12 protein-coding genes are annotated in these 13,792 nt (G+C 41.3%); 5 read left to right on the top strand and 7 right to left on the bottom strand.

Features of this window, described 5'->3' with window-relative positions:
- Positions 1–156 precede the first annotated feature (156 nt).
- The 5 genes from FLP08_RS13650 to FLP08_RS13630 all read right to left on the bottom strand — a co-directional run bounded on the left by FLP08_RS13650 (position 157) and on the right by FLP08_RS13630 (position 6,781).
- The gene (locus FLP08_RS13650; RefSeq protein WP_156277478.1) at positions 157–3,138 is read right to left on the bottom strand and encodes a sensor histidine kinase; all 2,982 of its coding nucleotides are present in this window, start codon (positions 3,136–3,138) and stop codon (positions 157–159) included.
- Complete coding sequence (locus tag FLP08_RS13645) at positions 3,116–3,868, bottom strand: LytR/AlgR family response regulator transcription factor (protein WP_156277477.1); 753 nt, start codon at positions 3,866–3,868, stop codon at positions 3,116–3,118. Before FLP08_RS13645 ends, FLP08_RS13650 begins: the two co-directional genes overlap by 23 nt.
- 189 nt (positions 3,869–4,057) lie before the next feature.
- Positions 4,058–5,038, bottom strand: coding sequence for a hypothetical protein (locus FLP08_RS13640; RefSeq protein WP_156277475.1), 981 nt, complete (start codon positions 5,036–5,038; stop codon positions 4,058–4,060).
- Positions 5,035–5,712 carry a hypothetical protein gene (locus FLP08_RS13635; RefSeq protein WP_156277474.1) on the bottom strand — a complete coding sequence of 226 codons (678 nt, stop codon included), beginning with the start codon at positions 5,710–5,712 and terminating at the stop codon, positions 5,035–5,037. The genes FLP08_RS13640 and FLP08_RS13635 overlap by 4 nt, the downstream gene beginning before the upstream one ends.
- 37 nt (positions 5,713–5,749) lie before the next feature.
- Complete coding sequence (locus FLP08_RS13630) at positions 5,750–6,781, bottom strand: hypothetical protein (RefSeq protein WP_156277473.1); 1,032 nt, start codon at positions 6,779–6,781, stop codon at positions 5,750–5,752.
- Between the two features lie 264 nt (positions 6,782–7,045).
- Between FLP08_RS13630 and FLP08_RS13625 the strand changes: the two genes are divergently transcribed.
- The 5 genes from FLP08_RS13625 (at position 7,046) to FLP08_RS13605 (ending at position 11,469) form a co-directional block, all read left to right on the top strand.
- Complete coding sequence (locus tag FLP08_RS13625; RefSeq protein WP_156277471.1) at positions 7,046–8,176, top strand: hypothetical protein; 1,131 nt, start codon at positions 7,046–7,048, stop codon at positions 8,174–8,176.
- 38 nt (positions 8,177–8,214) lie between these two features.
- Positions 8,215–9,150 (top strand): DUF6175 family protein, encoded by a 936-nt coding sequence (locus tag FLP08_RS13620; protein ID WP_238388501.1) that lies wholly within the window; start codon positions 8,215–8,217, stop codon positions 9,148–9,150.
- A 138-nt stretch (positions 9,151–9,288) separates the two neighbouring features.
- A complete protein-coding gene (locus FLP08_RS13615) occupies positions 9,289–10,329 on the top strand; it encodes a c-type cytochrome (protein WP_156277470.1) in 1,041 nt (346 codons plus the stop codon).
- Positions 10,330–10,362: 33 nt separating this feature from the next.
- Positions 10,363–11,040 carry a Tat (twin-arginine translocation) pathway signal sequence containing protein gene (locus tag FLP08_RS13610; RefSeq protein WP_156277469.1) on the top strand — a complete coding sequence of 226 codons (678 nt, stop codon included), beginning with the start codon at positions 10,363–10,365 and terminating at the stop codon, positions 11,038–11,040.
- A gap of 18 nt (positions 11,041–11,058) precedes the next feature.
- Entirely contained in the window at positions 11,059–11,469 is a 411-nt protein-coding gene (locus FLP08_RS13605) for a DsrE family protein (RefSeq protein WP_156277468.1), read from the top strand.
- Positions 11,470–11,573: 104 nt separating this feature from the next.
- On the opposite strand, the gene FLP08_RS13600 is transcribed toward FLP08_RS13605, so the two are convergent.
- Both FLP08_RS13600 and FLP08_RS13595 read right to left on the bottom strand, forming a co-directional pair.
- Positions 11,574–12,425 carry a universal stress protein gene (locus FLP08_RS13600; RefSeq protein ID WP_156277467.1) on the bottom strand — a complete coding sequence of 284 codons (852 nt, stop codon included), beginning with the start codon at positions 12,423–12,425 and terminating at the stop codon, positions 11,574–11,576.
- Positions 12,426–12,780: 355 nt separating this feature from the next.
- On the bottom strand, positions 12,781–13,287 hold the full coding sequence (locus tag FLP08_RS13595) for a hypothetical protein (protein ID WP_156277466.1): 507 nt from the start codon (positions 13,285–13,287) through the stop codon (positions 12,781–12,783).
- Positions 13,288–13,792 lie beyond the last annotated feature (505 nt).

Genomic DNA, 13,792 nt, shown 5'->3' with positions numbered 1-13,792 from the left:
TCAAAAAAGATATTATGACCCTACCCATAACATCAATTTTGCAAGCGACCCCAATTAAGGTATAGCCGCCACTTGCCCTAATTTTTTTCAAATATAAGGGGAAGCTCAAAGTAAAATTCACCCGTTTAGTAAACGTATGGATTTTTAATGTAATCGTTAGACCTGCAGGGTAATGCTTACTTCAGTTCCCTTTCCTGGTTTAGAAAAAACCTGGACCGCATCCTCGATATCATAACCCAGCAGGGCCAGGCGCTCCTTTACTAGGCTCACTCCTTTAGACTGATGCAGGGACCTGGAAACACCAGGCTTGTAACCAATCCCATTGTCCTTTATTTTACATTGTAAAACACCTTCCGAAAGCCACTTAAAAGATACCTTTAAAGTGGGGGCTTTCACCCCGGGAGGGAAAGCATGAACAAAAACATTTTCAACAAAGGTCTGTAACAACATGGTGGGGATCTCTATTTCATAGGGATCTATCAGGGGATCTGTTTCAAAGATTATATTAATGGCATTGTTAAACCTGGTATTTTCTATTCGAATATAAGATTGCAGATATTCGATCTCTTCTACCAGCAGGATAGTAGGTTTGGTGCAATGATCCAGGTTTAGCCTGATGAGCCGGGAAAAATCATCGAGGAAGGTCGTGGCATTATCTATATCACTGTCCATGATATAATTCTGGATAGAATTCATGGCATTAAAAATAAAATGCGGGTTCATCTGGGCCAGGAGGGCTTCCATCTTGGTTTCTTCAAAACGCTTCTGTATCTGCCTTTTCTGGGCTTCGAATTCCCTGGCCTGTTTTAGCTGAATCCTGTAGATGCCATAAACGATCAGTAAAATTAGCATTAGTACCAGAAGGGCGAACCACCAGGTTTTCCAGAAAGGAGGAAGGATTGAAAATTTCACCAGTTCCTGGGTGTATTCCAGGCCGGTGCTCTTATCCAGTACCCTTACCTCGATATTGTACCTGTTCGGTGTTAAAAAGGGCAGGAATATTTCGGGTTCTGAAGACTGCTGGCTCCACTCTTTCCTTTTATTTAAACGATATTGATAAACCAGTTTATGAGGATAGGGATGCGCATTGGTGCTGAATTTTAGCAGTAGAGTATTCTGGTCATAGGCTAATTTGGCCTTAGACGGTGTGGTAAATTCTTCCAGGGGGAATTTTTCATTATTAATAAAAACCTCTTTCAGCTTGATTTTATTTACCAGTCCGGCTGAATTTGCGATGGCCTCAAGGTCCAGCAGGTAATAGCCATTGTGACTGCCTATTTTTAAGGTATTATCTTCTACCGCTGCACCGTGAAAAGGCGGTTGCAGCCCCTGTTCGCCATCCAGGAATATAAAACGACCCTCCCTGTATAGCGTGAGACCTTTTTCGGTTCCTATAAGAAGGCTCCCTTTATATTCCTCTAAAAAAGAAATAGAGTTCCCTTCAATCCTGGCGCGCGGAATTTTCTTCTCAATAGTGAAATTGTCCCCATCCTCTATAATAAATACGTCGCCGAATTCGGTAGAAATAGCCAGATTTTCTCCCAATGAAGTGATATGCCGCAGTTTTTCTTCTTTCCAGATCCCATCATTCAGATAAGAGATAAATTCCTGGTTATTGCTGCTGTAAAGTCCTGAAAAAACCGAGGTGAAATAGGTCTTATCCTTTAACCTCAGGCTGTTTACGATCATGGTAGGCGTGTCCAGATCTCCTTTAGAGAAATAGGAATATTCAAATTTGTCCAGGTCGTCATAAACCCTGAGCCCACCATAAGGGTTAGTTTCTACCAGCTTTCCATCGGGGGTGAAATTGATTTCTTCAGAATGCAGGGGTAGATAGCGATAAAGCCCGGCATTTTCAGTGATCGCAAATATGCCGATGTTGGTATTCAGCCAGTATTGATCATTAAAAACCTTAAGGTCATAAAAGCTGATATTCCTGGCCGGCATTCCATATTCCAGCTCATAAAAATCATCTTTATGTTCCGGCAGGGGAATATTGGTGGTATGTACATAATCCTGCTCCCAGGATTTCAGCTGCTGCAGGTCGATGAGCTTTTCCTCCCCGGTATGCTTCAAAATGATGGCGTCATTTAGAAGTATTGCTGAGGTGTTACTTGTTCTGGCGAAATCCAGTACTTCTTTATTCGGAACCTTATTGAATTTGACCTGAGAATTCAGATCTACCTCGAACATGCCCGCGTCCCTGGTGCCCACATAAAGTTTTTCGAAGCGCTCGTCATAAGCAAGGGAGATGACTTCGTTACTGGGGATATTAAAATCTGAAGCCCGGGAGATAAACCGGTCATTTTTAATTTCATATATCCCGCCGCTGTTATCGTAGATTCCCCAGGCGGCAGCAAATACCTTATTCTTACTGGTCTTCACGTAATCCCAGATGATGGAGTGGCCAGCTTTAGTTTCTGGAATCGAATTTTGTTTAAGGTAATTCTGCAGACTGGATTTGGTGAAATAACCTTTTTTGCTGCTAATAATACTGTCGTTGTGTATAAAAACAGAATATAGGTGCTTATCATTCTTTATCCTTACGAGCCCGGCCTGTGCCTTGTTAATGTCGATCCTGAATACGCCAGATTTGTAAGTGACCACATAAACCTGGTCCTTATATTCGAAAAAATCCTGAATACGAAACAGCTCATCTGTTGGTGGGATATTAAGGGATTGAACCTTAAAGCTATCAATATCTATTACCGAAATCCCATCACTGGTGCCCACGAACATATAGTTCTTAAATGGGAATAACCTGGTGATCTCGTCGTGGATGAGTCCGTCCTTTTTGGAGATCCTGCTAAATCCGGAACCATCATAGATGCTGATGCCCTTGCCATAGCTGCCAAACCATAAATTTTTATTCCTGTCCTCGGCTATCGCCCAGCAGCTGTTCAGGGCCAGGCCATCTTCTTCAAAAAAGTATTTGAAGACATCGTTTTCTTTTCTAACCACCCCATTATCTGTTCCTATCCACAGGCTGTTCTCGCTGTCTAAAAGGAGTGACCTTACCGTATTATTGGGTAATTCATCTACTGCCGTATAATTTCTACCCGGGAAATTCTGGGAGATCGCCAGCGACACCCAAAACGAAAAAAAGAGAAATAGTCTAGTGGTTCTGCAGAATGGCATTTATAAAATCTTCTTCTTTACGGAATGAGACAGGAAGTTTCTCGCCATTGGTAAGCTCTACTTCCTTATTCGCCTTGTGATATCTAACCACGAAATTCAGGTTGATGACGTAACTTTTATGTATTCGTTTGAAGGAAGCCGGAGGGAGGATCTCCTCGACATATTTCAGGGTTTTCGTGATCACGTTGGTGCAGCCATCGATCTTCTTTACGCAGCAGTAATTACTCTCGGCCTTGCAGTAAAGTACCTGGTTCGCATGTATTAGTTCAAAACCTTCCACCGTTGGAAAGGCGATCTTACTAACATTCTGATCGTTCACGTTGAGATTTTCCAGCAGTAAGGATAGTTTTTTCTGAGCGAAACTCTCCTTGTTCCTGGCCTCGAACCTTTTGATTGCATCTGCAAGGTCCAGTTTGTTGATGGGTTTTAGCAAATAGTCCAGCGCACTGCGCTTAATGGCCCTAATGGCGAACTGGTTGAAGGCCGTGGTAAAGATGACTTCAAAATTGATGTTTTCGAAATACTTGAACAGTTCGAATCCATTCTTCTCCGGCATCTGAATATCCAGAAATACCAGTTCTGGTTCATGCTTTTTAATGGCAAGTACCCCGGCGTCTACCGAAGCACATTTTTCGGCAATATTGAACTTATTGGGGAAATACCTGTGCAGGGTCTTTTCTAGTAACTCCCTGGCATTGATTTCATCATCAATGATGACCGCTTTTATCATAAACTAAATACTATACTTTAAAGAAGTAGAAAATCCTTCAGCTGCATAGATATTGAATATTTTGCTTAAAAAGTATGATTTGTGTAAAGTTTCTGGGTTTTCTCTAGTGAATGTGGACCTTTATTTCAACTATATTGAGATTTCCAAGCTGCGACTATATGGTAAGAATTAAGTTTTTAAAAGGCAATTTCAGCTTTTTGATTTTTTCTTTTTCTTGGATCTTCTTTTCAGGATATTATTAGTAATGAATATATCTGCCTCATTCTTTAATTCCAGTAGTTCAGCAAACAGAATAATGATGCCCGCAAACCAGGCCACGCCTATAAAAAAGTTGTCATTGCTAAATCTGCTGAAAATAGATTCCTTTAGTTTATAGCCCTGTTGATTATCCACTGGACCTGGAGTAAAAATCCTCGCCTGGGCAGCCAGAGATTTATAATTTACCGTTAATGTGGAAGAATCCTTATCTGCCATCACAATACCATAGGAATCTGCCAGGGAGTCCGGCTCTTTTTCGAGCCTTATCTGGTCACCAGGATTGAGGCTATAGGTCTCGCCCACATAATATGATTTTCTGAAAAAATCATTACTTATTATTTGAACCTCTCCACCGGTGAGTATATTAGACCCGGCCTGGGGTACCGAGGCAAAGGGATTAATACCTAATTCTACCTTACCTCTAAAAGGGATAATTATCCTTTTTGAAAAACTATCCATGGGTATTAAAAAATCAATGAAGTTGCCGGTGGTTATTTTTGAATCGATCTCATCCTTTTCATTAAAAAAAATACCAGTCCCTAACTGGATATTATCTTCTTTCATCCCTGCCTCGTTCTCATTTTTCTCAGTTTTTCCTTTTTCTACAGAGATCCTTAATTTTTCTTTGGAATACCTGCTAATGGTCATTATAGTCCTGGGATGTGGTTTGAAGGAACCAGTATGTTCATTTATTTCTTCAGAAAAAAAACCGTCGGTATAGGTGGCTGATGGTAATGGAATTTTTTGGTAGGAATCATTAGCCACTTCTATTCTTATAGTCTCGGTCCTGGCATTTACATTATATGTGTTCTGAGGGATAAATAGTTTTATATAAAAAAATATGATCACTACTATGACCAGGAACTTGAAAAAAAGCGAAATAATGATCCTATTTCGTCCCCTGATCCTCATTCTCTATAAATTACCGGGAAATTATAGTAATTCATGCTGATCTCTCCCATGGTTTCCTCTCGTTGCATTATCTGAAAATTATATATTCCTGAAAGATCAGATGCATTCAAAATGCATTTCTTGGAGTAAGCCACAGAAGGAGAGGGGGTCTCATTGCATACTTTTTTCAGATTGATATCTTCGCAAATAATTCCACAGGGGAGGTTGGAGTTAATATAAAATGCGATACTGTCACTTTGTGTTACTTTATGCCAGCTACTTACCAGGTATTTTCTTTTCTCACTCCTATCACATCCGCCCACAGATGCTAGCAGGACGACCTCATCACCTTTATACTTCTTTAATTCGGTATGGAATTTTGTAGGAAATGGGAACTGCGCCCAGGAAGTTTTTGTTTGATCATATTGAGCTTTTGCCGAATATCTACCGTCCCGAGAACTAACTTCCACACATAATTTACCCGATAGTTTAGAAGGTAGATTCACATAGAATTGTCTGGGTACCAGATCTGGAGTTTTCTCAAGTAACATGAGTCCAACCCTTGTTCCTCCACTCACAGGGATTTCATCATGCCATTTTTCCCAGTCTGGATGGCTATCCATATAAGCCTGATCTAATTCCTGGGCCATTAGACCATGGCCTAATATCAGGAATAAAAAAAGTAATTTTTTCATGAGGTAATATTTAAAAGCTTTTGCGCCTGTTATAAAATCAGTTCAATTCTTTTTCCAGTTTTTTTGCAAGGTATTTCAGGGATTCTCTACGCGCCTTTTCCTGATCCAAAGCAATAGCTTTGGCCTCCAGGCTCAGGTCGCTTAAGAGTCTGAACTCGGTAGTCTGGTAAAGGCGCCCGTCAAGGTTTACCCTTACCAGAAACATGTTATTGGGAGTTTTTTCGGTCTCAAAGCTGAGCTTCCCCAACATAATTTCCTGAAGTTCATTTTCGGTTGAATTAGGAAGTTCCTGCGATTTACCTTCAAAAATATCTACCAGTTTATCTTTGAAATAATCTGAATCGGGGATAGGGGTAACCGGGGTATATTTGGAGCTCTTATCGAGGCTGGAACTAATGATATTGGTAATAGGGGAGAATTCTCCTTCCTCATCCAGGATCATTATCCCTAACCGGGGCTTTTCGGTATGTTCAAAGAAAAAACCAGATAAGCTTCTTTCGATATCGTCTATTTGCGCAACATTACCTATCCTGGCTTCCTCACTGATGCTTATGAGCATACCAGCAAGAAGTCTTTTGCCCTTGTATTTAACAAAAAAGGCCGCACCGCTATTTCCCTTGATGAACTTTTCTTCAGGCTCCACCGGACTCACCCGAATAAAATTCTGGTTGATCTCTACAATGGAAACATGAATAAGGCTCTTCTTTCCAACTTCATCACGGTATTCAATAAAGCCAGAGCTGGAATTTTGCAGTATATTGTTAATGTCCTTTTCAGTTTCCCATTCAGGACATTTGAGTCCCGGATCATCCAGCACTTTAAGCAAGGCAAGGTCTGGTTGAAAACTTTTTTTATGTTCAGCGGTAAGTTCATAGCTGTTCCTGTCTATAACCTGGATTTTACCCATGCCACTGGCAACGACATGCTGTGGGGTAATTATATAACATTCCTCAAATCTTTGCTGAAGAATGCCATTGCCATTTTCACCACTTTTGATGAAGACCACTTCCTGTCCCTCGCATCTTAGCCCGGTTATGAGCATGAAAATAATTACGATTATTGTTTTCATTCCGAATTTATAAGCGGATGATTCTAATAAAAGTTAAAATGTAGGGTATGATTTAAATTTAAGAAAAATATTGTAAAATATTGATAATCAAATTATTATATTTGAGTGTTCAATTTTTCCCATCTTCCATTTCTTTCCTGCGGAAAATTCAAGCATATGAAACCCTTTGGTTTAAGCTTTATAGTAATCCTATTAAGTTGCTCAGCCGTTTTTTCTCAGAAGCCGGGGGATACGCTTATTTATCGTCGAAGCTCAATTTATCCCATGATGGTTTCTTACCAGGATCATGAATACAGCTCAGAAATAGAGCAGGCCTTTCTAAGCTTCCCTATTTCTGAAAAATATAATGATCATCGTGTGGGAGAGGCTTTTATACGGTTTCAGGAGAATCCCGGAAACGACGAGGCATTCAGGGAGATCAAGGAAAGAATGATCAAGGACTACCTGGACTCTTTGGATATCGCCCGGAAAATGGTCGCTAAATGGTTCAACCGAAATGAAAATGGCGGGTTTGATATGGATTTAGTAGCCGAAAGGGGTATGTACAATGCTTCAGAAATAGATGTTGAAAAAGCGCGGAATAACCCCAGGGGTTTGGCATTACTGGCAGATGCGGGTGAAGAACTAATAAAGAACACCTTCGTAATTGTAAATGATTTTAAATACATCAATAAGGAAGAACTGGTAAAGGAAAAATCGGAACTTATTGATAATGTTTCTGAGGTAGCCAGTAAGCTGGGAATCTTCAAGTCTAAGGAGAATAAGACCCTTGAGGATACGAAGGAGATAGGAGAGGTTTTCGGGAAAGGATATGCCATCAAAAGCGAGGCTTATCTATTCCGCCTAAAATGGAACGAAGAGATTGCCAGTAGGTTTTACAACGAACTCTGGTTTTCTAAGGATGAAACAAATGAGGAAAAAGCCAGAAAATTCGAGGAAACCCAGCTATTTGAACTGGAATTAGTAGGTACCCAACCAGCATTTGCCGATATCCTAACCACCAAATACACCACAAAATCTGAGGAGGAACTCATAAAGATCGCAACTATCAATGCCACAGATGCGGCCATTGCAGAATTACAAAAGAAGTATGATGTCTTCCGTTTAAAAGCTCCTCTGATAAGTATAGATCCCCCGGCCGCTAAGATCGGATTAAAGGAAGGCCTTGAAAAGGGAGATACCTTTGAGGTGTTAAAGCCAGTTAGACATGAGGATGGAAGAACGACCTATGAAAAGGTAGGAGTGCTTAAAGTAAACGAAGATCATATCTGGGATAATACCTATATGGCGCATGAGGGAAATGATTCCCATTTTGAGCATACAACCTTTAAAACCACCCTGCTTGGTTCAAGTAGCAACATCGCCCCGGGTATGCTGATCAGGCAAATAGACTGAAGCTGCCTGAATATCAATTATTCGAATAAGATGGAACTATGAAAATGAGGTTTCTTATAGGATTGATTTTTCTTTCCTGCATGACGTTGCTTGGGCAGGAAAAAAAGCCTACTCTTATGGTGGTGCCGAGTGATCTCTGGTGTTTTCAAAACGATTTTTACACTAGCTTCGATGGTGAGAAGTTTCCCGATTATGCCAGGGCATTTCAGGAAAGTCCCGAAGTTTTACAGGTAGTTAGCCAGATCAACGGCATGATGGCCGAGAGGGGCTTTCCCATGAAAAACCTTGAAAATGTATTGAAAACCCTAAAATCTAATGCTCTGGAAGATGAGCTTAAGATGTCCAAGGAAACGGGAAGTGACCTGCGTGAAAGCCCTATGGATATGCTTAGAAAATCGGCGAAGGCAGATATTATCGTCCAGCTAACCTGGACTGTAGAAGAACAGGGACCCAAGAAAGCCATAAATTTTATATTACAGGGCATCGATGCCTACACCAACAAACAGGTTGCCACGGCGACGGGCATTGGCGAGCCTTCCTTTGCAGCTTCAATCCCTGTTTTATTATCTGAAGCTGTGACCGTGCATATAGACGATTTTGCTAATTCCTTGCAGGCCCATTTTGATGACCTTTATGAAAATGGGCGTGAAATAATCATCCGCATTCAGGTGTGGGATGACTGGGATAAGGATCTTGAATCTGAAATCGAGGGTCGGGAAATTGGCTTTATTATCGAGGATTGGCTGGCAGACAATACCAAGAATGGCAGCTTTAATACTTCAGATATTACCGAAAACATGGCCATTTTTGAGCAGGTAAGAATTCCTTTAATAGCCGAAAATGGAAGAGCCATGGACGCCCGTAGGTATACCCGGCAGTTGAGTAAGTTTCTTAGCGAGCAGCCATATTCTATTCCCAATAAACTTATGATGAAAGGCCTGGGAAGAGCTACCCTTATTTTAGGTAGTAAATAAGTCACTATCCAGATGAAATTCAATACTTCAGGCTCTATCTCACAAAAATAAATTCCGTAAATTTAACTTAGGATTCGAAGATTGAACTTTGGAACCTTATGTTCCCATCTGCCGGCTTATGTTTTCAATAAGGGGGAGATGAATTATGAATCTTCGAAACGGAAAAGACCCGGAAAACAGCTCATTGTTGTCTTCACCTTCATCATTTTGCTTCTTATCATCGTCTTTTTCCTTTTTAATTTTAATTTTTTCGAAACCGATAAGTACGTCGAAGTTAGCAAAACCGGGACAGACCCTCTTACAGCCGATTATGACACCTATCATTTAGACGATTCCAGGGAGAATCAACAGATTAAATATGGTTTTGAACTGTTCACCAATACCGCAGAATACCTAGGCCCCGATAACCCTAAACTGGAACGTGCTTTTTCAGGTAATAATCTTTCCTGCAATAACTGCCATTTACAGGCAGGGACCAAGGCTTATTCGGGGATGCTCATTGGGGTGATAAACCGTTTTCCCCAGTTCAGGGGAAGGGAGAATAAGATAGGAACCATAAAGGAGCGCATTAATGGCTGCATGGAACGTAGTATGAACGGCAAACCGCTTCCTCCCAACGGAAAGGAAATGAAAGCTTTTGTAGCCTACCTGGAATGGTTGAACAGATATGCGCCGCAGGACGGCAAGGTCGATGGCACAGGGTATGCCAGGATCAAGATTCCGAACAGGGCTGTAGACCTCGAAAAAGGAGAGCGTTTGTTTTTGAAGAAATGTGCCTCCTGTCATGGCGAGGATGGGCAGGGAATCCCATTAAGGGATTACGCGGGATATCTTTATCCGCCGCTGTGGGGGCAAGACTCTTATAATCTGGGCGCAGGCATGGCCAGGGTGATCACGGCAGCCGAGTTCATAAAAACCAATATGCCCTATGGCGCTTCCTACGATAAACCTGAACTTACCGATGAGCAGGCCTACGACATTGCCGGCTATATCAATCAGAAACCCAGACCTCAGAAAGCAAATCCCGAACTTGATTTTCCAGACCTGAAGCTGAAACCGGTTTCTACTCCATACCCTCCATATGCCGATAATTTTCCGGTATCTCAGCATCAACTGGGACCCTTTCAACCTATCATGGAATTCTATAAAAAGGAGTACGGACTTACCAAGAATAAATAAAGCTAAATTATATAACCTTAAATATCAATAAAGATGAAATCTGATCAGTTAAATGCAACAAGAAGAGACTTCCTGGGGGCAATGTTCCTGGGAGCTGCCGCAAGCGGATTGGCCTTTGCAGGTCCGCTGGAATCGAAAATATCTGCCTTCGACCCAAAAAGTTCAGGCGATCCGGATAAGTGGTTCGATAAGATCAAGGGTTCCCACCGGGTAGTTTTCGATGGTTCTACCCCTCATCATAATTTCCCGGTCATCTGGAACTGGGCCTGGTACTATACCAATAATGGCTCGGGTTCATCTGATGACGATCTTACGGGGATGACCGTGCTTAGGCATGATGCGATACCCTTCGCCATGAAAGATGAAGCCTGGGAAAAATATAAACTGGGCGAGATGTTCGACATCAAAGACAATTCTAAAAAGGCCGCGGCACTGCGGAATGTCGTTTACGAACCCAGGGAAGGGGATATGCCGATGCCGGTGATAGAAGGGATCAAAAAGCTTCAGGACAGGGGAGCGATGTTCTGTGTTTGTGACCTGGCTCTAAATGTTTACAGCGGTATGGCTGCCCAGAAAATGGGCATGGATGCTACCGTGGTCTATGAAGAATGGAAAGCTGCGGTACTGCCCGGTATCCAGGTCGTACCTTCAGGAGTTTGGGCGCTTACCAGGGCCCAGGAACACGGCTGTTCTTATATTTTCGCTGGTTAATCTTTAAAACATGTACTCATGAAAAAATTCGTATTTGTATTATTTACCTTCCTGTTTTCGTTGAATCTGCTGGCGCAGGAAACGCCGGTTAAGATCGTTTTTGATGTGACCAGTGATGATGTGAAAGTGCATCAAAAAGCGGTGCGCCATGTCAAGATGATGTCTGAAGCCTATCCAGATTCAGATTTTGAGATCGTGGTCTATAGTGGCGCCTTAGATATGGTGCTGAACGATAAATCTTCGGTTGCTGAAGACCTTAAAATGCTCGCCGGGGATGAGCATGTGACCGTGGCCGTATGTTCCGGGACCATGGCCAGGGAAAATGCCGATGAGTCGGCCCTGCTTCCCGGCGTAAAGGTGGTGCCAGATGGTATCCTGGAAATAGCCCAGAAACAATCCCAGGGCTGGAGTTATATTAAGGAGCAGTAATTAATTGTTCCTCCGGGGATTTTAGATTTAATAAATCAGTCATGGAAAGATCCAGCAGGATCTTTCCGGGTTATTCTATTTGTTTTAATCCAATCTTATTATAGCTATTTGAGTTCCTTCAGAATAAGCACCGGAAGTCGTGGATCAAAGTTTAATTCATTGGTCCTGCTGTGTTGAAATAACCTCGAGAAAAATCCCTGTTTTCGCTGGTAAAGGGCCAGAAAATCACATTCCCGGCTTTCAATGAACAGGTGTACTCCTGTAGAAGGAGAGGTTTGAGTGAGGGTATGGAATCCAAAAGGAATTTCAGAAAGGTGGCCGGCAAGCTCGGCCTTTATTTCTTCCTGTTCAGAAGTGAGAGGCTTCAGGTCGCTGTTTATATAGAGCACACGAACAGATGCATCCAGGCTTTCAGATAATTCTACCAGGGGCAATAGCTCTTTCTGCTTGAATGGTATCCTGAAATTAGATGGAAAGACGATCTCCAATTTTTTATCGGACTTCAGTTCATATTCCTCCGGGATTACCAGTACAGGGCATTGTTCCACCTTTTCTGTAATTCGGGAAATGCTGTTTTCGTGGCCAGAGTTGATGCCTGCAGAGTCCCCCTTAGAGCCAAGTACGATAAGGTCTATCCCATATTTATCAACGCTATCCTGAACACCTTCAACCAGGTCGCCTTCGTGGGAGATAGTCTGGAACTGGTGTTTAGGATTTTCTTTCCTGAAACTAAGCCCCTTCATGATCCTGTCCAGGCCTTTTTCAGAAATATGCTTTTCAGTTTCTTCATCGTCCTTTTTTCCAAGGGCAATCGCCTCGCTCAGAAAATTCTGGGAATCGTAAGCATTGATAAGGTAAAAGGTGCAGGCGTGTTTTTTATACATGTTCATCGCGAAAATGAGCGAATTCCAGGAATGTTTAGAAAAATTGGTAGGGATCAATAGGTGCTTCTCCATATATGCGGAATTGGTGTTATAAATATACACAGCTTAAGAACATCTGCCTTAATTTCTGAAAAATTCTTCTAGGGAAGAAAGCTTTCATACCTGTTATTAAGGTCGATAGCCTTCAAAAATCATGAGAAATTTTGCAATCGGGTTAAAAATTTAAGGGATAGCGTCTCAGTTTTGATCATTCTGAAGATATCTTACAGCATATTCCAAATTCAGAAAAAAGGAGGTTGTATAAGGGAAATTGAAAAAGTAACTATATGAAGATGATTATTTTAAATTTAGTACGAATCATTGGATTAGCCATTAAGAAAGTCGGATAAGCATCCGACTTTTTTAATTCTTTATTTCCACGGTCATTTTATCTACGGAAAGAAATTTCCTTTTCGCTCCCTGCATTTATCTTTTTAAATGATCTAATCAATAAAAAGTAAAACAGGATATTGAACAGAAGCCCGATGCTGAATTCTTTGAAATCGCTACCAGCCGCAGAATTTAAAAGATCTAATCCAGTCTTTTCCACCGCGAACTCAAACATGAGATTGAAAAAAAGGGCAATGATGAAAACCAGAACCGCCAGCCTGACTCCATGAACGAAAGACAGCGAAAAATATCTTTTTAGAAAATCTCTGTTATCACCTTTGGCATTGATCTTAAATGCCGTTCGCAGACCAAATACCATAATAAGAAAGCCCGTTACTATATCTGCTAATCTCCAGTACTTATCCTGGATGTCTGGACCATCATTATTGTTTAGTGCCAGCGAGAGGATTATAAAAAAGGCGAGTAAGTAGTAGTAACCGGTCTTTTCAGAAATTTCATTTCGAATTAATTTTTCCTCGAGACTCCTGATGTTAAACCATATCATACTTTTGTTATTGAATCTCCGCTGAGGTTAAGGTTTCTTGATTATGGTGAGTCCATAAAAGCATAACCTTTTTCACAGCGAAGCCTGTTGATAAATTGATAGGTAGGGATAGAGATTTTAAAATCCAGGCAAATTTGAAAATACCAGACCAGAAGCCAGCAAACCGACCCTACTCAATAAGCCAACCTCCAATTAGGCCCGGTATTTATAAAATGCTTTGAATTCTTTATATCTTCGACAAACAAGTAGGCCCTAAACAAGAATTGTTACATTTAAATCCGGCTAATTTTAAAATAATTCTGGAGAATCATAAAATAGGACTGGCAATCAAAGCCTTAGGTTTTTGGCTGAATTCGAAAAAATTTCTGGTTCTTTCCTCTCGCCCCGTTCCTGTAATGGGCAGTCCTGTTTCTATTTCCGGAAGAGGAAAAATGAATACTTTCTTTCTTGCAGCTGGTCACGAATTATTTTTTTGAAAGCCTGAATATTCCCTAAAATAAAGGCA

The organism is Christiangramia aestuarii (assembly GCF_009735585.1).
In the GTDB taxonomy this organism is placed as follows: Bacteria; Bacteroidota; Bacteroidia; order Flavobacteriales; family Flavobacteriaceae; genus Christiangramia; species Christiangramia aestuarii.
This window is presented reverse-complemented; position numbering and strand designations above follow the sequence as displayed.

What these genes read in the sequence shown, in the direction of transcription:
- FLP08_RS13605 (WP_156277468.1), top strand. Translation starts at nt 11,059, where the DNA reads ATGAAAAAATTCGTATTTGTATTATTTACCTTCCTGTTTTCGTTGAAT.
- FLP08_RS13600 (WP_156277467.1), bottom strand. Translation starts at nt 12,425, where the DNA reads ATGGAGAAGCACCTATTGATCCCTACCAATTTTTCTAAACATTCCTGG.
- FLP08_RS13610 (WP_156277469.1), top strand. Translation starts at nt 10,363, where the DNA reads ATGAAATCTGATCAGTTAAATGCAACAAGAAGAGACTTCCTGGGGGCA.
- FLP08_RS13620 (WP_238388501.1), top strand. Translation starts at nt 8,215, where the DNA reads ATGAAAATGAGGTTTCTTATAGGATTGATTTTTCTTTCCTGCATGACG.
- FLP08_RS13630 (WP_156277473.1), bottom strand. Translation starts at nt 6,781, where the DNA reads ATGAAAACAATAATCGTAATTATTTTCATGCTCATAACCGGGCTAAGA.
- FLP08_RS13615 (WP_156277470.1), top strand. Translation starts at nt 9,289, where the DNA reads ATGAATTATGAATCTTCGAAACGGAAAAGACCCGGAAAACAGCTCATT.
- FLP08_RS13645 (WP_156277477.1), bottom strand. Translation starts at nt 3,868, where the DNA reads ATGATAAAAGCGGTCATCATTGATGATGAAATCAATGCCAGGGAGTTA.
- FLP08_RS13650 (WP_156277478.1), bottom strand. Translation starts at nt 3,138, where the DNA reads ATGCCATTCTGCAGAACCACTAGACTATTTCTCTTTTTTTCGTTTTGG.
- FLP08_RS13595 (WP_156277466.1), bottom strand. Translation starts at nt 13,287, where the DNA reads ATGATATGGTTTAACATCAGGAGTCTCGAGGAAAAATTAATTCGAAAT.
- FLP08_RS13635 (WP_156277474.1), bottom strand. Translation starts at nt 5,712, where the DNA reads ATGAAAAAATTACTTTTTTTATTCCTGATATTAGGCCATGGTCTAATG.
- FLP08_RS13625 (WP_156277471.1), top strand. Translation starts at nt 7,046, where the DNA reads ATGATGGTTTCTTACCAGGATCATGAATACAGCTCAGAAATAGAGCAG.
- FLP08_RS13640 (WP_156277475.1), bottom strand. Translation starts at nt 5,038, where the DNA reads ATGAGGATCAGGGGACGAAATAGGATCATTATTTCGCTTTTTTTCAAG.